The 20,995-nt window shown below is 32.6% G+C and carries 17 protein-coding genes and 1 tRNA gene; 11 read left to right on the top strand and 7 right to left on the bottom strand.

What is annotated here, in order from left to right; genetic code table 11:
* The first annotated feature begins 86 nt into the window (after positions 1 to 86).
* The 3 genes from PMT9312_RS09005 (at position 87) to PMT9312_RS08995 (ending at position 4,080) form a co-directional block, all read left to right on the top strand.
* Entirely contained in the window at positions 87 to 1,118 is a 1,032-nt protein-coding gene (locus PMT9312_RS09005; RefSeq protein WP_011377288.1) for an aspartate-semialdehyde dehydrogenase, read from the top strand.
* Complete coding sequence (gene dapA, locus PMT9312_RS09000; protein WP_011377287.1) at positions 1,115 to 2,017, top strand: 4-hydroxy-tetrahydrodipicolinate synthase; 903 nt, start codon at positions 1,115 to 1,117, stop codon at positions 2,015 to 2,017. The genes PMT9312_RS09005 and dapA overlap by 4 nt, the downstream gene beginning before the upstream one ends.
* 80 nt (positions 2,018 to 2,097) lie before the next feature.
* On the top strand, positions 2,098 to 4,080 hold the full coding sequence (locus tag PMT9312_RS08995) for a ribonuclease J (protein ID WP_011377286.1): 1,983 nt from the start codon (positions 2,098 to 2,100) through the stop codon (positions 4,078 to 4,080).
* Here PMT9312_RS08995 and tilS read toward each other — a convergent pair.
* Complete coding sequence (tilS, locus tag PMT9312_RS08990; RefSeq protein ID WP_011377285.1) at positions 4,077 to 5,087, bottom strand: tRNA lysidine(34) synthetase TilS; 1,011 nt, start codon at positions 5,085 to 5,087, stop codon at positions 4,077 to 4,079. The two genes, PMT9312_RS08995 and tilS, sit on opposite strands and share 4 nt — an antisense overlap.
* An 85-nt stretch (positions 5,088 to 5,172) precedes the next feature.
* Between tilS and PMT9312_RS08985 the strand changes: the two genes are divergently transcribed.
* Complete coding sequence (locus tag PMT9312_RS08985; protein WP_011377284.1) at positions 5,173 to 5,949, top strand: DUF561 domain-containing protein; 777 nt, start codon at positions 5,173 to 5,175, stop codon at positions 5,947 to 5,949.
* A 29-nt stretch (positions 5,950 to 5,978) separates the two neighbouring features.
* Positions 5,979 to 8,018: an excinuclease ABC subunit UvrB gene (gene uvrB, locus PMT9312_RS08980; RefSeq protein WP_011377283.1), complete on the top strand. Its 2,040-nt coding sequence runs from the start codon at positions 5,979 to 5,981 to the stop codon at positions 8,016 to 8,018.
* A 7-nt stretch (positions 8,019 to 8,025) separates the two neighbouring features.
* Here the strand turns inward: uvrB and PMT9312_RS08975 are convergent, their stop codons facing one another.
* Complete coding sequence (locus PMT9312_RS08975) at positions 8,026 to 9,786, bottom strand: aspartate kinase (protein WP_011377282.1); 1,761 nt, start codon at positions 9,784 to 9,786, stop codon at positions 8,026 to 8,028.
* A 39-nt stretch (positions 9,787 to 9,825) separates the two neighbouring features.
* Complete coding sequence (gene holA / locus PMT9312_RS08970) at positions 9,826 to 10,827, bottom strand: DNA polymerase III subunit delta (RefSeq protein WP_011377281.1); 1,002 nt, start codon at positions 10,825 to 10,827, stop codon at positions 9,826 to 9,828.
* A gap of 58 nt (positions 10,828 to 10,885) precedes the next feature.
* Here holA and PMT9312_RS08965 point away from each other — a divergent pair, with 58 nt between their 5' ends.
* A complete protein-coding gene (locus PMT9312_RS08965; protein ID WP_011377280.1) occupies positions 10,886 to 11,509 on the top strand; it encodes a precorrin-8X methylmutase in 624 nt (207 codons plus the stop codon).
* Positions 11,510 to 11,540: 31 nt separating this feature from the next.
* On the opposite strand, the gene mutS is transcribed toward PMT9312_RS08965, so the two are convergent.
* Positions 11,541 to 14,282, bottom strand: coding sequence for a DNA mismatch repair protein MutS (mutS, locus tag PMT9312_RS08960; RefSeq protein ID WP_011377279.1), 2,742 nt, complete (start codon positions 14,280 to 14,282; stop codon positions 11,541 to 11,543).
* Positions 14,283 to 14,425: 143 nt separating this feature from the next.
* On the opposite strand from mutS, the gene psbZ reads away from it, so the two are divergent.
* The 4 genes from psbZ to PMT9312_RS08940 all read left to right on the top strand — a co-directional run bounded on the left by psbZ (position 14,426) and on the right by PMT9312_RS08940 (position 15,758).
* Complete coding sequence (gene psbZ / locus PMT9312_RS08955; protein WP_011377278.1) at positions 14,426 to 14,623, top strand: photosystem II reaction center protein PsbZ; 198 nt, start codon at positions 14,426 to 14,428, stop codon at positions 14,621 to 14,623.
* Positions 14,624 to 14,672: 49 nt separating this feature from the next.
* Positions 14,673 to 15,149: a 6,7-dimethyl-8-ribityllumazine synthase gene (ribH, locus tag PMT9312_RS08950; protein ID WP_011377277.1), complete on the top strand. Its 477-nt coding sequence runs from the start codon at positions 14,673 to 14,675 to the stop codon at positions 15,147 to 15,149.
* Between the two features lie 60 nt (positions 15,150 to 15,209).
* Positions 15,210 to 15,281 (top strand) — tRNA-Gly (locus tag PMT9312_RS08945).
* Positions 15,282 to 15,326: 45 nt separating this feature from the next.
* On the top strand, positions 15,327 to 15,758 hold the full coding sequence (locus PMT9312_RS08940; protein WP_011377276.1) for a nuclear transport factor 2 family protein: 432 nt from the start codon (positions 15,327 to 15,329) through the stop codon (positions 15,756 to 15,758).
* A 21-nt stretch (positions 15,759 to 15,779) separates the two neighbouring features.
* Here PMT9312_RS08940 and PMT9312_RS08935 read toward each other — a convergent pair whose 3' ends face one another.
* Positions 15,780 to 16,235 carry a GNAT family N-acetyltransferase gene (locus tag PMT9312_RS08935; RefSeq protein WP_011377275.1) on the bottom strand — a complete coding sequence of 152 codons (456 nt, stop codon included), beginning with the start codon at positions 16,233 to 16,235 and terminating at the stop codon, positions 15,780 to 15,782.
* A gap of 173 nt (positions 16,236 to 16,408) precedes the next feature.
* On the opposite strand from PMT9312_RS08935, the gene secA reads away from it, so the two are divergent.
* Positions 16,409 to 19,240, top strand: coding sequence for a preprotein translocase subunit SecA (gene secA, locus PMT9312_RS08930; protein WP_011377274.1), 2,832 nt, complete (start codon positions 16,409 to 16,411; stop codon positions 19,238 to 19,240).
* 8 nt (positions 19,241 to 19,248) lie between these two features.
* Here secA and cysE read toward each other — a convergent pair whose 3' ends face one another.
* Positions 19,249 to 19,983 (bottom strand): serine O-acetyltransferase, encoded by a 735-nt coding sequence (gene cysE, locus PMT9312_RS08925; protein ID WP_036923877.1) that lies wholly within the window; start codon positions 19,981 to 19,983, stop codon positions 19,249 to 19,251.
* 6 nt (positions 19,984 to 19,989) lie between these two features.
* Positions 19,990 to 20,976: a GntR family transcriptional regulator gene (locus PMT9312_RS08920; RefSeq protein WP_011377272.1), complete on the bottom strand. Its 987-nt coding sequence runs from the start codon at positions 20,974 to 20,976 to the stop codon at positions 19,990 to 19,992.
* Positions 20,977 to 20,995: the final 19 nt, after the last annotated feature.

The following is a 20,995-nucleotide window of genomic DNA, read 5'->3' as shown; positions in this document are numbered from 1 at the left end:
ATTTCACATTATGTGATTCCCTTGAAAGTTAATTTTTTGATAAAGTAAAAAAAATAGTAAATCTATTTAAAAAATCATTTTAAAGTGTGAGACAATCTCCGTTTTTGCCTAATAGGCCATTAAAAGTTGCTGTTTTAGGATCTTCAGGTGCTGTGGGATCTGAATTACTCAAAATTCTTGAACAACGTGATTTCCCAATATCAGAATTGGTCTTGCTTTCATCAGAGCGGTCAGAAGGAAAAAAAATTATTTGGAAAGGTGAAGAATTAGTTACAAAAAAAACAACTAAGGAAGAATTTCTGAATCTTGATTTAGTTTTAGCTTCAGCCGGTGGAAGTATTTCAAAAAAATGGTTGCCTACCATTATCGATCAAAATGCTTTACTTATAGATAATTCCAGTGCGTTCAGATTAGATAAGAACGTACCTCTTATAGTTCCTGAAGTTAATGCTAGTGACGCATTCAATCATGATGGGGTAATAGCGAATCCAAACTGCACTACCATTTTGTTGACATTAGTTTTAGCCCCTTTAAATAAACTTTCAACTATTCAAAGAGTTATTGTCTCAACATATCAATCTGTAAGTGGTGCAGGCCAAATGGCGATGGAGGAATTAAAACTTTTAACTGAACAATATCTTCAGGGTAATCTGCAAAAAAGTGAAGTTTTGCCATACTCCCTAGCTTTTAATTTGTTTTTACATAATTCACCCATGCTTGCAAATAATTACTGCGAAGAAGAGATGAAAATGGTTAATGAGACTAGGAAAATATTAAATATTGCTGATTTAAAGCTCTCTGCTACGTGCGTTCGAGTTCCAGTACTGAGAGCTCACTCTGAAGCTATCAATATTGAATTTGCTGATGTAGTTGAACCTAAAGATGCTCTTGAAGAATTAAGAAAATCTCCTGGAATTGAAATTATCGAGGATTACAAAAATAATAGATTTCCTATGCCAAATGACGTTATGGGAAAGGATAATGTTGCTGTTGGCAGGTTAAGAAGTGATATAAGTCAGACAAATGGATTAGAATTATGGTTATGTGGAGATCAAATAAGAAAAGGAGCAGCTCTTAATGCTGTTCAAATAGCTGAGTTATTAATTCCAAAAAAATGATTCCAGACAACACTAAGTTTACTAATCCATTTTTTGGAAGAATATTGACTGCAATGGTTACTCCATTTACTGAAAATGGAAATGTAGATTATGAACTAGCTATAAAACTTTCTAATTATCTTTTTGAGAACGGTTCTGATGGCATTGTGCTATGTGGTACTACTGGAGAATCTCCGACTCTTTCATGGGCGGAACAGCATGATTTATTTATTGCAGTAAAAGGATCTTTGGATTCAAGCTGTAAAGTTATAGTTGGTACTGGGAGTAATTGCACAAGTGAGGCTGTAGAAGCTACAAAAAAAGCCTATGACTCTGGTGCGGACGGTGCTTTGGTTGTTGTTCCTTATTACAATAAACCACCTCAAGAAGGTCTTTATAAACATTTCAGTTCCATTGCTAATTCTGCAAAGGATTTGCCTTTAATGCTTTACAACATACCTGGAAGGACAGGGTGCAATTTATTACCTGATACTGTGAAGAAACTTATGGATTTCTCGAATATTCTCAGTATTAAAGCGGCAAGCGGTAGAATAGAAGAAGTAACAGAATTAAGAGCTATTTGTGGCTCCGAACTCTCTGTATATAGTGGCGACGATTCATTGTTGCTTCCAATGTTATCTGTGGGTGCTGTAGGAGTAGTAAGTGTTGCAAGTCATTTGGTTGGCTTGCAACTGAAAGAGATGATTCAATCCTTTCAAAGTGGAAAAGTTGCTAATGCGCTTGCAATTCATGAAAAACTTCAGCCTCTTTTCAAAGCACTTTTTATGACCACCAATCCAATCCCAATTAAGGCTGCTTTGGAGCTATCGGGATGGAATGTAGGTAAACCTAGAAGTCCTTTGTCACCATTAAGCAATGACATGAAAAAGCAACTATCTTTTATCCTGACATCGCTATAATAGGGATTATATTTAACTTGATAATTAAATTTAAATAAACCTTATTTGATTACAAGCCGGCCTTTATAAATTTCAAAATTATGCAATCAAGTTCAAATTCAACTGTAAATAGATCTACTAATGATTCATCTAGATCTAAAAGTAATACGCCAGCTCTACGCGTAATACCTCTTGGAGGATTACATGAAATAGGAAAAAACACTTGTGTTTTTGAATATGGTGATGAATTGATGCTTGTTGATGCAGGCCTAGCTTTTCCATCTGATGGTATGCATGGCGTAAATATTGTAATGCCAGATACAACTTTCCTAAGAGAAAATCAAAGAAGAATTAAAGGAATGATCGTTACTCACGGTCATGAAGATCATATTGGAGGTATTTCTCATCATCTAAAGCATTTTAATATTCCGATTATTTATGGTCCAAGACTGGCAATGTCAATGCTTAGAGGAAAAATGGAGGAAGCAGGGGTATCTGACAGAACAACTATACAGACAGTAAATCCAAGAGATGTTGTAAAAGTTGGACAACATTTTTCTGTTGAATTTATTCGAAATACCCATTCTATTTGCGATAGTTTTTCTTTAGCAGTTACAACACCTGTTGGCACAATTATTTTCACAGGAGATTTTAAGTTTGATCATATGCCAGTAGATGGCGAGCAATTTGATATTGAAAGAATGGTGCATTATGGGGAGAAGGGCGTTTTATGCATGTTCAGTGATTCGACTAATGCCGAAGTTCCAGGTTTTTGTCCTTCTGAGAAGACTATCTATTCCTCTTTAGAAAAACATATTGCAGAGGCAAAAGAACGAGTTATCCTTACCACTTTTGCTAGTTCTGTTCATAGAGTGACAATGATCTTAGAGTTAGCCATGAAACATGGCAGAAAGGTCGGTTTGTTAGGTAGATCTATGATAAATGTTATTGCTAAGGCGAGAGATATTGGTTATATGAAATGCCCAGATGATTTGTTTGTTCCTATCAAGCAAATTAGAGATTTGCCAGACAGAGAGACCTTATTATTAATGACTGGAAGTCAAGGAGAACCCCTAGCAGCTTTAAGCAGAATATCTCGTGGTGAACATCAGCATGTTCGTCTTAAGACTACTGATACTGTAATATTTTCAGCCAGCCCAATTCCTGGTAATACTATTTCTGTTGTTAATACAATAGATAGATTAATGAAACTCGGAGCAAAGGTTGTTTATGGAAAGGGTGAGAATATTCATGTTTCTGGGCATGGTTTTCAAGAAGATCAAAAGTTAATGTTGGCACTTGCAAAACCTAAGTTTTTTGTTCCTGTTCATGGAGAACATAGAATGCTTGTTTGTCATGGTAAGAGTGCACAAACTATGGGGGTTCCAAAGGACAATATTTTAATTATTGAAAATGGAGATGTAGTTGAGTTAACTCCTAATTCTATTCAAAAGGGTGATCCTGTAAAAGCTGGTGTTGAACTGCTTGATAACTCACGAAATGGGATAGTAGATGCTCGAGTTTTAAAGGAAAGGCAGCAATTAGCTGGAGATGGTGTAGTAACTGTTTTAGCTCCTATTAGTACAGATGGGAAGATGGTTGCGCCTCCTAGAGTGAATTTAAGAGGAGTTGTTACTACTGCAGAGCCAAGAAAAATGTCTATGTGGACAGAACGAGAAATAAGCTGGGTCTTAGAAAATAGATGGAAACAATTATCCAGACAAACTGGGCCTAATAATTTTGAAGTAGATTGGATTGGTGTACAAAGAGAAATTGAAAATGGTTTATCGAGAAGAATGAGAAGAGAATTACAAGTTGAACCACTTATTTTGTGTTTAGTTCAACCTGCTCCAAGTGGAACTCGTGCTTATATTCCAAAGATTACTGAAGAGCAAAATTCTTCCAATAGAAATAGAAATAATAATTTCCATAAGAAAACAAACAATAATCATCCTAATAGTTCAAATAACCCACGAAATACTCAAAAAAGTTCAAAAGTTTCACAGAATCCATCAGCTGAGACTGCTACAGAAGATTCATTTGAAGGTAGAACAAGAAGAAGAAGATCTGCTGTCACATCCTAACTTTTTTCAAAATTTATATAGTTTTTATTCCAAACAATTTTTAAAAACTCTTGCAAGTTTATTTGACCTTTATTTTTTTCATAAATTGAAGTTGCTAATTTTGTCAGATTTTTAGAACTACACTGCTTTGCAGATATTTCTTTTAAAAATCTATTTAAGATTGTGCATCTTGCTTCAATACACATACTATTTAAGAGATTCCTATTGATACCTCTTAAATCTTTACAATATAGGTATGCTAGTTCACTAAGATCATTACGTTCATTATTGTAGTTGCTCATTTTTTGGGAAAAATTATTTATCCTTTCAGAACAACCAGGATAGATAACTTCTAAGGTAGGAATAATTTTTTTTCTTACTAAATTTCTTTTTAATTTAAGATCTGAATTTGTAGGATCTTCCCAGACTGGGATCTTCATATCATTACAAAATTGTTTTGTATCTTCCCTACTGAAAATTAATATTGGTCTTATTAAAAAAATTTTATTTTCTATTAATCTTTTGCTCTCAATATTACTCAGACCGGTAAAATTGCTCCCTCTAGATAAATTGAGGATAAATGTTTCTGCATTATCACTACTCGTGTGACCAGTTAACAAATAAATATCCCCCCCCCCCTGGTCCTTTTTTAATAAAGTTTTAGCTCTTTCACATAATTTTTTATATCTCCATTCTCGTGCTTTTTCTTCTGTAAAAACATTTTCTTTTTTTGCTTGGTCAAAATAGAATGAAATATTTTTACCTTCGCAAAAACTTTTTAATTCAAGAGCATATAGCGAGGATTTTTCGTGCCACTGATGATCACCATGCCAAACACTAATAGACCAATTATGAAGTTTTTTTAGGTCATTAATTAGTGTTAATAAAGCCATTGAGTCTTGTCCTCCGGAAACACTTATTACAATATTTGATCCTTTGGGAATTAATTTGTTTTTGCTAAGAAGCTCTTTATGAAATAGATGATGCAATGCTGACCAATTTTTATGAGTAAAATTTTTATCAGACATTTTGTGTTGCTCAGATAATATTTTTTAAAAAATGCACTGTTTTACTAAAACAATGTCACAATCAGGTAATAAATTCATTAATTAAATGAGTCTGATTAATCTTTTGCCACAAAAAATTCAAGAAGAGTTGAGAAGTAAATCTTTACTCAAAGTTATTTCAGGATTGAATAATTTTGATGTTAAATCTGTGAAAACAATTGTTGAGGCTGCTTCATTAGGAGGTGCAGACTTTGTAGATATTGCTTGTAAACCTGAACTTGTTGATTTAGCACTTGCGAATTCTTCATTACCTGTTTGCGTTAGTTCAGTAGTGCCAAGATTTTTTCTGGAGTCTGTAGAAGCAGGCGCCTCATTAATTGAGATAGGGAATTACGATACTTTTTATGAAAAAGGCATTAATTTTTCAGAAGAAAAAGTCTTAAACATTACAAAAGAGACGAGAGATTTATTGCCTAATGTCCCTTTATCAGTAACTGTTCCTCATACTATGCCTATTGATAAACAAGTCGATCTTGCTATTAAGCTTGTGGAAGAAAGAGTTGATATTATTCAAACGGAAGGTGGCACGAGTTCTAGTCCTTATTCGTCTGGAATTAAGGGCTTTTTCGAAAAGTCAGTACCAACTCTTGCTGCTACCTATGCTATTCATCAAGAATTTAAGAAACAAGCTTTGGAGATACCAATTATGAGTGCCTCTGGATTAAGCCAAGTAACTTGCCCACTAGCAATATCTTGCGGAGCCTCAGCAGTTGGTGTTGGATCTGCAGTTAACAAATTAGATGATTTAATCTCAATGATCGCGGTTGTTAGGGGTTTAAAAGAATCTTTGAAAAATTCAATAATTGGAGAAAAAATTTCTTAAAATATTAATACCCTTCGGCTATTAGCTTGATGAAAAACTATAAGCTTCAAGCTCCTTACGAACCAAATGGAGATCAACCTGAAGCTATAAAAAAATTAGTTAGAGGGGTTAATAGTGGGAAAGAGTTTCAGACCCTTTTAGGAGCTACTGGGACTGGTAAAACATTTACTATTGCGAATGTAATTCAACAAACAGGAAGGCCAGCTCTTGTATTAGCTCATAACAAAACGTTAGCTGCACAACTATGTAATGAATTAAGGGAGTTCTTTCCAAAAAATGCTGTTGAGTACTTTATTTCTTACTACGATTATTATCAACCTGAAGCTTACGTCCCTGTAAGTGATACATACATAGCGAAAACCGCTTCAATTAATGAAGAAATAGATATGCTTAGGCATTCTGCAACACGCTCATTATTTGAGAGAAAAGATGTGATTGTCGTAGCATCCATAAGTTGTATTTATGGTCTTGGTATACCAAGTGAATATTTAAAAGCTGCAGTTAAATTTGAAGTTGGAAAATCTATAAATCTACGTTCTTCTTTAAGGTCGCTCGTTGAAAATCAATATACTAGAAATGATATTGAAATTACTAGAGGTAGATTCAGAATTAAAGGTGATGTTTTAGAAATTGGTCCTGCTTATGAAGATAGATTGATAAGAATTGAATTATTTGGTGATGAAGTCGAGGCTATTAGATATGTTGACCCTACTACTGGAGAGATCCTTGAAAGTTTAGAACAAATAAGCGTTTACCCAGCGAAGCATTTTGTTACTCCAAAAGAAAGACTTGAGAGTGCAATAAGTGCAATTAAAAGTGAATTAAAAACTCAACTCGACAAATTTACATACGAAGGAAAATTATTAGAGGCTCAACGTCTTGAACAACGCACAAAATATGATTTAGAAATGCTAAAAGAGGTTGGTTATTGTAATGGAGTTGAGAATTATGCTCGTCATTTATCAGGAAGGGAGGAAGGTTCACCGCCAGAATGTCTAATAGATTACTTTCCTAAAGATTGGTTGTTGGTAGTCGATGAGAGTCATGTAACATGTCCTCAACTACATGCAATGTACAATGGTGATCAATCTAGAAAAAAAGTTTTAATAGATCATGGTTTTAGATTGCCAAGTGCTGCAGATAATAGACCTTTAAAATGTGAGGAGTTTTGGGAAAAGTCAAAGCAGACATTATTCATAAGTGCAACTCCTGGTCAATGGGAATTAGATCAATGTAATGGTGAATTTGTTGAGCAAGTTATAAGACCAACTGGGGTATTAGACCCAGTAATTGATGTAAGACCTAGTGAGGGCCAAATAGAAGATTTATTATCTGAAATAAGAATTAGAGCTGAAAAAAATCAAAGAGTGCTAGTGACTACACTTACTAAGCGAATGGCTGAAGATCTAACTGATTTTTTATCTGAAAATAAAGTAAGAGTTAGATATTTGCATTCCGAAATCCACTCAATTGAAAGAATTGAAATTATTCAAGACCTCAGAATGGGCGAATATGATGTTTTGGTGGGAGTTAACTTATTAAGAGAGGGATTAGATCTTCCTGAGGTATCGTTAGTCGCCATTTTAGATGCTGATAAAGAAGGTTTTCTGAGAGCAGAAAGATCTTTGATTCAAACAATTGGAAGAGCTGCAAGACATGTTGAAGGTGTTGCCTTGCTTTATGCAGATAATTTCACAGATTCAATGAAACGAGCAATATCTGAAACTGAAAGAAGAAGAACTATTCAAAAAAAACATAACCAGGACAATGGCATTACTCCAAAACCTGCAGGTAAAAAAATAGAAAATTCAATATTATCTTTTCTAGAACTTTCCAGAAAATTAGATGCTGGTGGTTTATCTAAAGATTTAATAAATATAGTTAATAACAAAACGGATGTAATTCTCAATGCCAGCGATAATCAATGTTTGATTGAAGAATTGCCGCACTTGATAGATAAGTTAGAAATGAAAATGAAAGATGCTGCAAAAGAGTTAAATTTTGAAGAAGCAGCAAATTTGAGGGATAGAATTAAAAAATTAAGACAAAAATTAGCAAGAAATAGCTAAAAATAACTTATTTTTCCAATTCGAAATGATTATGAATAGCATTTACTGCTTTGTCACAATCTTTCTCTAAAACAATACATGAAGTTCTAATTTCACTGGTGGCAATCATTTCAATATTGATATTTTGGTTGGCCAGTGCTCTAAATATTTTTCCAGCTGTTCCAACCTTAAATGCCATTCCTGCTCCTACAGTGCTTACTTTGGCTATTGCAGGGCCATCTTCAATATATGAACCGGGTAATTTCTTGGTTAAAGCCTCAAAAACTAATTTAGCTTTTTCTCTATCTTGCTTATTCATGGTAAGACTAATATCCTTAGCTTTTAAAGAGGAAATTCTCTCTGATTGCACGATAGTATCGAAAAGTAAATTATTTTCAGCTAATGCTAAGCATATCGATGCTGCTACACCTGGACGATCAGGCAGTTTTCGAAAACTTACTTGTACTTGGTTTTTATCTAATGCAATTCCTCTTACTTCAGGTTGATCTTGTTTTTCGTAGATTGGATTAACGAATATTTGTGTATCAGATAACTTAAACTTCTCAGCAACAAATCTAATGGCTTTTGGAATATTATTAATTTCAATGACGCAGCTGACTTTAATTTCACTAGTAGCTATTAACCTTACGTTGATATTCGCTTGTGATAATGTATCAAACAAATCAGCTGAGACACTTGGCCTACCCATAATGCCTGCTCCCTGAATGCTCAATTTAGTCATGTTTGTTTTTAAATTGTATTCGCCTCCTAATTGACTTGTTATAAGTTCACATTGTTCTGCAGTTTTTTGAGCTTCTAATGCACTTACAGTAAATGTAATATCGTTATTATTTCCATCATTTGTCGCTTGTATTATTAAATCTACATTAATACTTGCTTCTGATAGTTTTTCAAAGATTTGAGCTGCAATCCCAGGTCTATCAGGAATATTTGAGAGACTGAATACTGCTTGGTTTTCTAAAACTTCAAGACTATTTACTGTTTTTGTTAATTCTAAGCTTCCTCTTTTAAGGGGGAGAGGTTGGATTTGGCTTTCGAGGAGAGTTCCACTTGAGTTGCTTTGGCTTGATTTGACGCATAATTTAATTCCATAATTGCGGGCAATTTCTACAGCTCGTGGATGAAGAACTGAAGCGCCGACGCTTGCAAGTTCAAGCATTTCCTCACAACTAATTGAATCTAAGAGTTTTGCATTAGGAACAATTCTTGGATCAGTAGTAAGAACTCCAGGAACGTCTGTATAAATTTCGCAAGTCTCAGCTCCTAGAGCTGTTGATAAAGCTACTGCGGATGTATCTGAACCGCCTCTACCCAAAGTCGTAATTTCCATTGATCCAGTATGGCTTAATGTTGTCCCTTGAAATCCAGCCACTACCACTACAAAACCCTGATCTATATAATTTTGAATTCTTCCTGTTTGAATATCCAGAATTCTTGCTTTTCCATGTATTGATTCAGTAATAATTCCTACCTGGCTACCGGTCATGGAAATTGCGGGTATTCCGTATTCATTTAATGCCATTGAGAGAAGAGCTATGGTTACTTGCTCTCCAGTTGAGAGAAGCATATCCAGTTCTCTTCGATTGGGATTTTTGCTTATTGATTCCGCTATAGAATTTAAGTTATCGGTAGTATGGCCCATTGCAGAGACAACTACGACAATTTCATTTCCTGCTTCTTTACTTTGACAAATGCTAGTTGCAATATTTTGAATTTTTTTAATATCACCAACGGAAGTCCCGCCAAATTTTTTTACTAGTAAAGCCATATTTAAATCATAATGTAAATTCTTAAACTTCTAATTTGGTTAATTTAAATTAATTAAATTTTCTGTAAAAACATTTATAGGATTATTACCTTTTTTTAGTAATGATTCAATATCTAATAAGTTACTCATTAAGTTGATTAAATATTCTTGTGATATATTTTTTACTTTTTTTTGAATAAAAAATATTCTTTTTGGATTAGAAATGCCCGAAAGATTACAAATCTTTTCTACATTATAGTTTCCTGAATTAACGGCTAATTTTATAATGGTATGAATTCTTATTTGACTAATTAAACCTGCATTGAGTCTCAAAGCAGGTTCTCCTTTCTGTAAGGAATAATTAATTTCGATGAGACTTTTATTTATATTTTTTTGTAAGAGAAGATCAATTATTTTGAAAATGTTTGATTGATGATCACTAAATATTTTTTTTACATCAATACTTTTTAGGAAAATTTGTGAATTTGAATCACTGGCTACCGCGGAAAGGTATGTTTTGGCTTTAGCTAATTCATTTATTAATTTAAAGCTATCATTTCCAACTGAATCAATAATTAATTCAGCTGCATTTTTATCAATTTTGATATTCATTGCATTTGCTGAATCTTCTAAATATCTCTTTTGTCCTTCATAGTCCCAAATTTCTGGTAAAGAAAATGATTTTTCTTTGGCTAAATTATTTTTGATAAGTTTTTGTAAAAATTTAGTACTCTTTAGTCTTGAGTCTGGCTTCTTAGTATTTTGTAAAATGAAATAAGTATTTGTAGGAATATTGTCATGAATTTTTTCAAATTTAGTTCTTAGGTCCTCATTTTTTGTAGTAAAAATCGGATTATTTTTTAATGTAACTATTCTGGAACCATCTCCAAAAGGAGGAGTAAGAATTTCATCAAAAGCTTTATTTATTTGTTCATCATCATCTCCATTTAAATTAGTTACGTTTATTTCTTTCCATTCTTTTGATACTTCTTTGTCAATTAATTTTTTGATAAATGTATTTTGAGCATTTAGATCATTACCCCATAATATTTGTATTGGCATAATCGCTCAATAAAAATCATATATTAACTATGATTACTTCTAACACAAATTTAATTTAATGGTAATAGATCATCCAATTTTTTTGGAAAGTATTAGATTCATAAGATCTCATTTAGAAGCCAATGAACTCAATTATTTAGAAAAAAAGGTTTTAGAAAGATTAGTTCATACTGCAGGAGATTTTTCTGTTCAAAATCTAATAGAATTTAGTGAAGGTGCTTGTGAAAAGGGACTTCAGGCACTGAAAAAGGGTGCTCCTATATTAACTGATACCGATATGGCAGCTGCAGCTATAAAATCTATGGCTGAAAACACCAATAAGAATAAAGTGTTTTCCGCGAGAATGTGGTTTGATGAGAATCATCACTCAAAACTAACTAAAACAGCATATGGATTAAGTGAAGGCTGGAAAGAGTTATCTATTAAAAATTTCGGAATCAAATCACCTATTGTAGTTATTGGTAGTTCTCCAACAGCTTTAATCTATCTAATTGATATTCTAAAGAATGCCAAAGATCTACCTAGTTTAATTATTGGAATGCCAGTTGGATTTATAGGAGTAGAAAAAAGCAAACATAAATTACTTTCCACTAATCTTCCTAGAATTGTTTTGAATTCAACTAGAGGCGGTGCTGCGATGGCAGCTGCGGCGGTTAATGCTTTGTTGAGGGAATCTATTTAAAAAGTATTGATCTCATAAAAATTTCAATACTTTAATCATTATTTTTATTGAATTTATTATTTTCTTCTAAAGAATTTAAAACTAATTTAGCTTTTTCTATAACTTCTCTTGGAACTCCTGCTAATTTAGCTGCTTCTATTCCGTAACTTTTGTTTGAACCTCCTTTTTTAATCTTATGACTAAAAATTATTTGATCGTTATTTTGCTCTACTAAAACTTGAAAATTTTCTATATTTTTATTTGAATTTTTTAAATAATTCAATTCATGATAGTGAGTAGCAAAAATAGTGTTACATTTAATTTTTTTTGCAAGATATTCACTTACAGACCAAGCTATGGAAAGGCCATCAAAAGTAGATGTCCCTCTACCTATCTCATCAAGTAATACAAGTGAGCTCGAAGTTGCCTGATTTAAAATTGATGCAGTTTCAGACATTTCTACCATAAATGTTGATTGTCCTGAAGATTGATCATCAACCGCCCCAATTCTTGTAAAAATCCTATCTGCAATCTTGATTTCAGCTTTATTTGCCGGAATAAAGCTACCAATTTGTGCAAGGATTTGTATTAAACCAATTTGTCTTATAAAGCAACTTTTCCCGCTTGCATTGGGACCAGTTAAAATAATTAATTTCTGGTTATCATCAAAACAAATATCATTCGCTGTAAACTTTTTATCATTTAATAATTGCTCAACTATTGGATTTCTTCCTGCAATAATTTTAGTACTATTTTTTTTCTGTGAATCATTTATTGGGATTAACGCAGGTTTTATAAAATTGTTTTCTACTGAAGTAATTGACAATCCAAGTAATGCATCAAGAGATGCTATGGATTTAGCAATTGATCTTATTTGTTTTGTTTTTTCAGCAACCATTTTTCTTAATTCGCAAAAAATTTCATATTCCCTTGATGAAGCTCGACTTTTGATTTGGAAAATCTTATTTTCTTTATTTTTAATATCTGTAGTGATATACCTTTCTTCATTAGTCAGTGTTTGCCTTTTTATCCAATGTTGTGGAGCTAAATTAACTTTTGATTTATTTATAGATATGTAGTAGCCAAAATTTTTATGAAATTGAATTTTTAGGTTTGAAATTTTGCTAATTTTCCTCTCTTTTAATTCCTCTTGATTTAGCCACTCAGAGTAATCATCCATTAAATTGCGTAAACCGTCTAATATATTGTCAACACCATCGTGGATCATGCCTCCTTCACTTATATTAAGAGGAGGATGTTCTATTAGTTGAAAACTAATCGTATCAGCTAATTCTAAGAGTTCTTCATCAATATTTTTTAATTGATCAGTCCAATCTGGGAGATCATATTTAAATAATTCAATGATGGATTTTATTCTAGGCAATTTTTTTAAACCTTCCGCGATTGCAATTAAGTCTCTAGGACTTGCATGACCTGCGCAAGCTCTTCCTGCAAGTCTTTCTAAATCACCCATTGCTCTAAGTAAATTTTGGGTATCCATGCGGACTTGTTTCGATTCAATAAAGTTTGAAATTATATTTTGTCTTTTATAAATTTCATTAACGTTTAATAGTGGTGAATCTATCCATCTTCTTAAACACCTGGCACCCATGCAGGTATATGTTCTATCAATACTCCATAGTAGCGAACCTACATAATTGTTTTCTCGTTGTGTATTTTTTATTTCTAAATTTTTTTGAGTTTGATAATCAATAATTAATTTGTTGTGACAAAATTGAATTTGTGGAAAGTCTAATGAGATTTTTACAGAAGAATCCTTATCTAAATTTAAAGGATTAATTTTTTTTAAATAATTTAATAAACCTCCAAGTGATCTAGTCGCATTGTTTAAATTTTTAAGTCCTATTCCTTCTAGGCTTACAATTTGGAAATATTTTTTTATTAGATAATTTGCTTCATTAATGCCGAAATTAGTCTCTTGTGAAACAGTATATGAAATTTGACTATTTCCATTCATTAATAAATTTCTTACTTCATTGCTTCCTATAATGATTTCTGAAGAATCTAATTTAATAATTTCATCAAATAGTTTTGACAGAGATTGACCTTCCATAGTTATTAATTCTCCTGTGCTTACATCAGCTTTTGATATACCCCATTCATAAGATTCATTTGAATTTTCTTCTGATAAGTAAATAGCAGTAATCCAATTATTTTTCTTTGCTATTAACATGCCCTCTTCAATTACAGTTCCAGGAGTAATGATTCTTGTTATTCCTCTTTTAATTGGAGTCCCATAATTACCAGAACTTTTTTCTAATTGGTCACATATAACCACAGAATAATTTTTTTTAATTAAATCAGCACAGTATCTCTCCATTGCATGATAAGGAACGCCTGCCATGGGGATCTTACCAATTTCTTTGCCAGCATCTTTACTGGTTAGTGTTATTTCTAAAAGGTTAGATATTAATACAGCGTCCTCAAAAAAACATTCAAAAAAATCTCCCAATCTATAGAGCAATAACCTATCTTTATTTTCCTCTTTTAGAGTTACATAATGTTTCATTACAGGAGTTAATTTCAGTTTTGAAACAGTTTTGTAACTATATGATTCTTCATTGATACAAACATTTTTATTTTTTGAAATCAAATCAGTCTTGAATTTATTTATTAAATTAGTTGTATTTTTTCTTTGTCTAGGTCTTTTTTGCGATTCTTTTTTTAAATCTTCCCAAGATAAATCTTCTGGAATTTTTGTTATTTCTTTTTGCTCATTATTTTCATTATCAATAGCAAATAAATTCTTTTGAATTATCGTATCTTCTTTCATATTTTTTTAATTCCTAAATTGATATTAGGTAAAAATTTTTTTTTTGCATTTTAAAGTAGCTAAAAGTATGTAAATTTTCTCCAAAAAAAATCACTTTCATGAGATTATAGTATTTATAATTATTAAAAATTCAAGATTGAATCATGCAGGCAGTAAACTTTTTCTTCATAAATGCTCTTTTATTTGCATCTTTAATAGCAGTAGTGGGAGTACCATATTTCTATATGACACAGTCTGATCCATCTGATAGACGTAATCCAGAGATCAAGAAAGTTGAAATAATTGGAGGAGTTTGGTTCCATTTAGTATTGATTGAGGGTGTTATTGCTAACTTGGTTTGAACTAAATACCTTTTCGTGAGAGTCTATTAATATATCGAAGTAAAATTTAATGGCTATTTTTGAAGGGTCTTTTACTAGTGCATCTACTTTAAAAGTAGGAATTGTAATAGCAAGATTTAATGATTTAATTACAAATAAAATTCTATCTGGTTGTCTTGATTGTCTAAAAAGACATGGTTTAGATACTTCTGAATTAAGTAATCAAGTAGATATAGTTTGGGTACCAGGTTCATTCGAATTACCAATCGCAGCTAAAACTCTGATGAAAAAAAAGAGTTATGATGTTGTAATTGCTCTTGGGGCTGTTATTCGCGGTGAAACCTCTCACTATGATGTAGTTATATCAGAGGCTAGCAAAGGGATTTCACAAGTTTCAAATGAGAATAATGTTCCAATTATTTTTGGAGTTTTAACTACTGATACTATGCAGCAGGCTTTAGAAAGAGCAGGGATTAAGAATAATCTTGGTTGGAATTATGCTTTACAAGCAATTGAGATGGGATCTTTAATTAAAAATTTAAATTAGTTGAGAAAATTAATTATTTCTATCATTGATCCCTTCTTTGAGATAAAATAACAATATTATGCGGATGTAGCTCAGTGGTAGAGCATCTCCTTGCCAAGGAGAATGTCGAGAGTTCGAATCTCTTCATCCGCTTTTCATGTGTTTATCTTCTAGAGTATCAATAACAATCGTTTTGAAATGGCCAGAGTAATTTCTGTAGATGAATTAAGGGGATTATTTACTAAACCTTATGGTGCAGATTCACCAACAAAACAAAAATGGGCAGAATTTTATAATGAGAATGTTATTTTTGTAGATCCAACGCAGGAAACAGAAGGATTAGATGCTTATATCAAAGCTCAAGAAAAACTTGTTAAAAGATGTGATGATGTTTTTTTAGAAACTCATGCAATCTCAATAAGTGGAAATTGTGGATTTGTTGAATGGACAATGGGTTTAAAAATTATGGGTAAAGAATTTATTTATCCTGGAACTACTCGTTTATTATTTGGTCAAAATGGATTAATAAAAGAGCATAGAGATTATTTTGATTTTTGTGGACCAACTTTTGGACCAGTTCCTATTTTAGGTCCTTTTATAAGATGGCTTTATAGTAAGTTTGTAACTTGATTGTTTGATAGAAGACGTGGTTTATATTTCACGAATCAACAAATCTTGAGAAGTAACTTTTTTAAAATCAAATTGAGTATAGAACAATTTTTTATTAGTCGTCATTAAATATATTTTCTTTGTATTTTTAATTTTTTTTGAAGATAAAAGATTTTTGACAATTAATGTGCCAAAACCTTGTCCCTGGTAATTATGATCTATAACTATATCCCAAAGAAATCCTCGGTAAATCCCATCTGTTAAAGCTCTACCAAAACCAACTATTTCGTTGCCAACCCAAAGACTTATTATAACGTCACTGTTGGCAAGACATTTTTTTAGATCATTTATTGTTCTGCTTTTGGCCCAGAAAGCATTTCTATTAAGTAAATTTTGCAGCTTATTTAACCCATTGGTCGGCTTTAGATTAGGACCTAATCCAAAAAACCTTAACCCTACAGCTCCTTTGGAATGGTTTATTAGAGATATTGCCTTCATTTTTTAAAAAGTTGTAGAAATTGTCGATAACTAGATTATTGTCTTGGTTTTAATTTAAATACCTTAGTCGATCATTTCTATAAAATTAAAGAGATATGATTTTTCTTCATTCTGTTGTAACGCACTAATTTATAATGTTTGTAATAAGATGAATTTTTCAAGGACTGTTACTTATGCTAAAACTTTTGTTGGGAGATCCGAATACACGAAAGTTAAAGCGCTATCAACCAATAGTGGAAGAGATAAATTTTTTAGAAGAAGAAATTTCTAAATTAACTGATGATGAGTTGAGACAAGAAACTCATAATCTCAAATCACAGATCTCATCAGAATCAGATATTAAACAACAAAAAGAACTCTTGGATGAATCTCTTCCAAAAGCCTTTGCGATTGTTAGAGAAGCAAGTAAACGTGTTCTGGATATGCGACATTTTGATGTTCAGTTAATAGGCGGGATGGTTTTACATGAATGTCAAATCGCTGAGATGAAGACTGGAGAAGGAAAAACTCTTGTAGCAACATTACCTTGTTATTTAAATGCTTTAACTGGAAAAGGGGTTCATGTAGTTACTGTAAATGATTATTTAGCTAGAAGAGATGCTGAGTGGATGGGCCAAGTTCATCGTTTTTTAGGCTTATCCGTTGGTTTGATTCAACAAGATATGAGCCCTGTTCAGAGAAAGAAAAATTACGACTGCGATATAACTTATGCTACGAATTCTGAATTAGGATTTGATTATTTAAGAGATAATATGTCCACCGATATTAATGAGGTAGTGCAAAGACCATTCAATTACTGTGTGATTGATGAGGTTGATTCAATATTAATTGATGAAGCAAGAACACCTCTAATCATTTCTGGCCAAGTTGAAAGACCCCAAGAAAAATATCAAAAAGCTTCAGAATTAGCTCTGGCACTAGTTAAAGCAAAAGAAATAGGTAAAGATGGTATAGATCCAGAAGGCGATTATGAAGTTGATGAAAAGCAGAGAAGTTGTATATTAACTGATCAGGGTTTCGCTAAATGTGAAGAGTATTTGGCAGTTAGCGATTTATATAATCCCAAAGATCCTTGGGCGCACTACATAACCAATGCTTTAAAAGCTAAAGAATTATTTATTAAAGATGTAAATTATATTATTAAAAATAATGAGGCTGTAATAGTGGACGAATTTACAGGAAGAGTAATGCCAGGAAGGAGATGGAGTGACGGACAGCATCAGGCGATAGAAGCGAAAGAGAGTCTTAAAATTCAGCCTGAGACTCAAACATTAGCATCTATAACTTATCAGAATTTTTTCCTTTTATATCCTGGTTTGGCAGGTATGACAGGAACAGCAAAAACAGAAGAGGTTGAATTTGAAAAAACTTATAAATTAGAATCAACCGTTATACCAACAAATCAAATAAGAAAGAGAGAAGATTTGCCTGATCAAGTATTTAAGACAGAGATAGGTAAATGGAAAGCTGTTGCTAGAGAAACTGCGCAAATTCATAGAGCTGGTAGACCTGTTTTAGTTGGTACAACAAGTGTTGAAAAAAGTGAGTTGTTAAGTTCACTTTTAGCTGAAGAAAAAATCCCACATAATTTGTTAAACGCTAAGCCAGAGAACGTTGAACGTGAGGCAGAAATTGTAGCTCAGGCTGGAAGAGCAGGTGCTGTTACTATTGCTACTAATATGGCTGGAAGGGGAACAGATATAATTCTCGGCGGTAACAGTGATTATATGGCAAGACTTAAATTAAAAGAGATTCTAATTCCTTTATTAGTAAAGCCAAATAATGAGCATAAGCCACCAATCCCTAAACAACGAAGTTCAAAATCTAAGGGTGGTTTTTCTTCAAAAGTTGGCTCAAATTTAACAAAGAACATTCCAGACTATTCAACAAGTCTTTTTCCTTGCAAACTGGATGAAGAAATCCAAAAGAAACTCTCAGTTTTATCTGATGAACTTGTTAAGAATTGGGGTGATAGACAACTTTCTGTCTTGGATTTAGATGACAGAATAGCTACAGCTGCAGAAAAAGCACCAACCGAAGATAAAATGATAAAGCTTTTGAGAGAATCTTTATCACGTGTAAAAGACGAATATGAAAAAGTGTTGACTCATGAAGAAAAAAAAGTAAGAGAAGTCGGAGGCTTACATGTTATTGGTACTGAGAGACATGAATCAAGAAGGGTGGATAATCAACTTAGAGGTAGAGCAGGAAGACAAGGTGATTTTGGAAGTACAAGATTCTTTTTATCTTTAGAAGATAATTTATTAAGGATTTTTGGGGGTGAAAGGGTAGCAAATCTAATGAATGCATTTAGGGTTGATGAAGATATGCCTATAGAATCAGGAATGCTTACTAGGTCTTTAGAAAGTGCTCAAAAGAAAGTAGAAACATATTATTACGATATTAGAAAACAAGTTTTTGAATATGATGAGGTAATGAATAATCAAAGAAAGGCAGTTTATAGCGAAAGACTAAGAGTCTTGCAAGGCACTGATTTAAAGAGACAAGTTATAGGATATGGAGAAAGAACAATGTATGAAATTGTGGAGGCTTATATTAATCCTGATCTACCTCCAGAAGAATGGGATATTGCTCAATTAATTTCTAAAGTCAAAGAATTTATATATTTATTAGATGACCTTAAAGCTGATGACGTCAAGTTACTTTCAATAGAAGAATTAAAAAACTATCTTCAAGAGCAATTGCGAACAGCTTATGATTTGAAGGAATCACAAATAGAACAGATTAGACCAGGATTAATGAGAGAAGCTGAAAGATTCTTTATTTTGCAGCAAATTGATAATTTATGGAGAGAACATCTTCAATCCATGGATTCTTTAAGAGAATCGGTTGGATTGAGAGGTTATGGACAAAAAGATCCTTTAATCGAGTACAAAAATGAAGGATATGATATGTTTCTCGAAATGATGACTAATATGAGACGCAATGTTATTTATTCAATGTTTATGTTTCAACCTAAAACTGATAAGGATGATAAAAATTAAATCAATATTTAATCATCTCCAAGAAATTCTATGATTTCTTTGTCTTTAAGATTTTGAGCCTCACCAAGTTTAGAAATATCAATAGATTCTGAGTTAGCTAGACACAGCAGGGTTTTTTGTAACTTAAGAATTTCATTCTCAAGTGAGTCTATTCTATCCATTAAATTTTTTATAACATTAGCTTCTGTATCTGGTAGGGCAGAGTGAGCTAATGGATTAACTTTGACCCCACTCTGATGCACCACTCTTCCAGGAACTCCAACCACAGTACTGTTCCCTTCTACATTACGGACAACTACTGAACCTGCCCCAATACGTGTATTAGATCCTACTGTGATGGACCCAAGAACTTTTGCACCTGCTCCAACTACAACATTTTCCATTAAGGTTGGGTGTCTTTTACCATGACTTTTACCAGTTCCTCCTAATGTAACTCCCTGATAAAGAAGACAATTATTTCCTATCTCAGCCGTTTCACCAATAACAACTCCCATACCATGATCTATGAAAACCCGTTTACCAATTTTTGCTCCAGGATGGATTTCAATACCTGTTACTAACCTATTGAGATGACTTAATAAGCGGGGAATTAGAGGAATTTTTAATTGCCATAATTGATGAGTTAACCTATGAATAACTATTGATTGGAAACCTGGGTAACAAAGAAAAATCTCTAATATTCCTCTAGCAGCAGGATCTCTCTCTTTGATAATTGCTATATCAGATTTAAAAGTTCTTAAAATCATAGTTTAATTAATAACTCCTATTTCTTTTTTTAAATGATTTATTGTTTCGATACTTAAATAATTTTTAGCACATATTATTTTAGGTAATCTCATAAGCTGAGATCTATTTTTTAATAATGTGTTTTCCACAACTGATAAACTAGGCCCGTCACAAACTATGTGGTTTGAGGCCTTTAAAAGTGATAGTAGTCTACTATTATTGTCTGAGATTGCCGTCATAAGAATTAATTCACCTCCTCTCATGCTGTGTATAATAACTTCTGCTGCTCTCAATAAACCAGGGCTAATGCTAACGATACCTACACAACTTCCAGCATTGAATTCTTTGATAATATCTAACTCCTTTTGAAAGTCGCTCAAGTCAACTGCAATAGCACGAACTCCATGATGTTTAGCAACTTTTTCTAAAGGCTGTAAAAAATATCTGCTTGTGACAATAGTGCCATTATTTGAATTACTCAAAACTTTTTCTAATTCTTCCATAGGAATAACTTCTACTGGCACATTAATTTTTGGAGATAGCTCTTCTGCGATTAACATAGAAGCTCCTATATCTTCTCTAGGAGTACTTACAATAATTTTTGCGCCACATTTAATACGCCAATCAATTTCATTGGTAAATATTTCTCTTGCTTCTTGTAAGGTGCAGCCAAGATTAATTAATTTATCAATAGTCTGCTTTATTTCTTGATCAGGTTGTTTACTTATTTTGTCTTTTGAGTATATCGATTTTTTAAAGTCTCTTTTAGTAAGATTATCTCTTACATAGATACCAGATCCAGCTATCGCTTCAACAACCCCATCCATTTCAAGTTGTCTGTAAACTTTGCTTATGGTATTTCTATGGAGTCCAGTCTGCATTGCAAGTTGCCTAGTGCTGGGAAGTCGATGGCCCGGAGGATAATGTCTTGCAGCTATGGCAAAGCAAATTTGATTATAGAGTTGTGTCGATGCTGGGATATCACTTTCTTGTTGAATACGGAATCTCACTTTTGAAAAATCCTTACTT

The sequence above is a fragment of the Prochlorococcus marinus str. MIT 9312 genome, assembly GCF_000012645.1.
In the GTDB taxonomy this organism is placed as follows: domain Bacteria; phylum Cyanobacteriota; class Cyanobacteriia; order PCC-6307; family Cyanobiaceae; genus Prochlorococcus_A; species Prochlorococcus_A marinus_L.
This window is presented reverse-complemented; position numbering and strand designations above follow the sequence as displayed.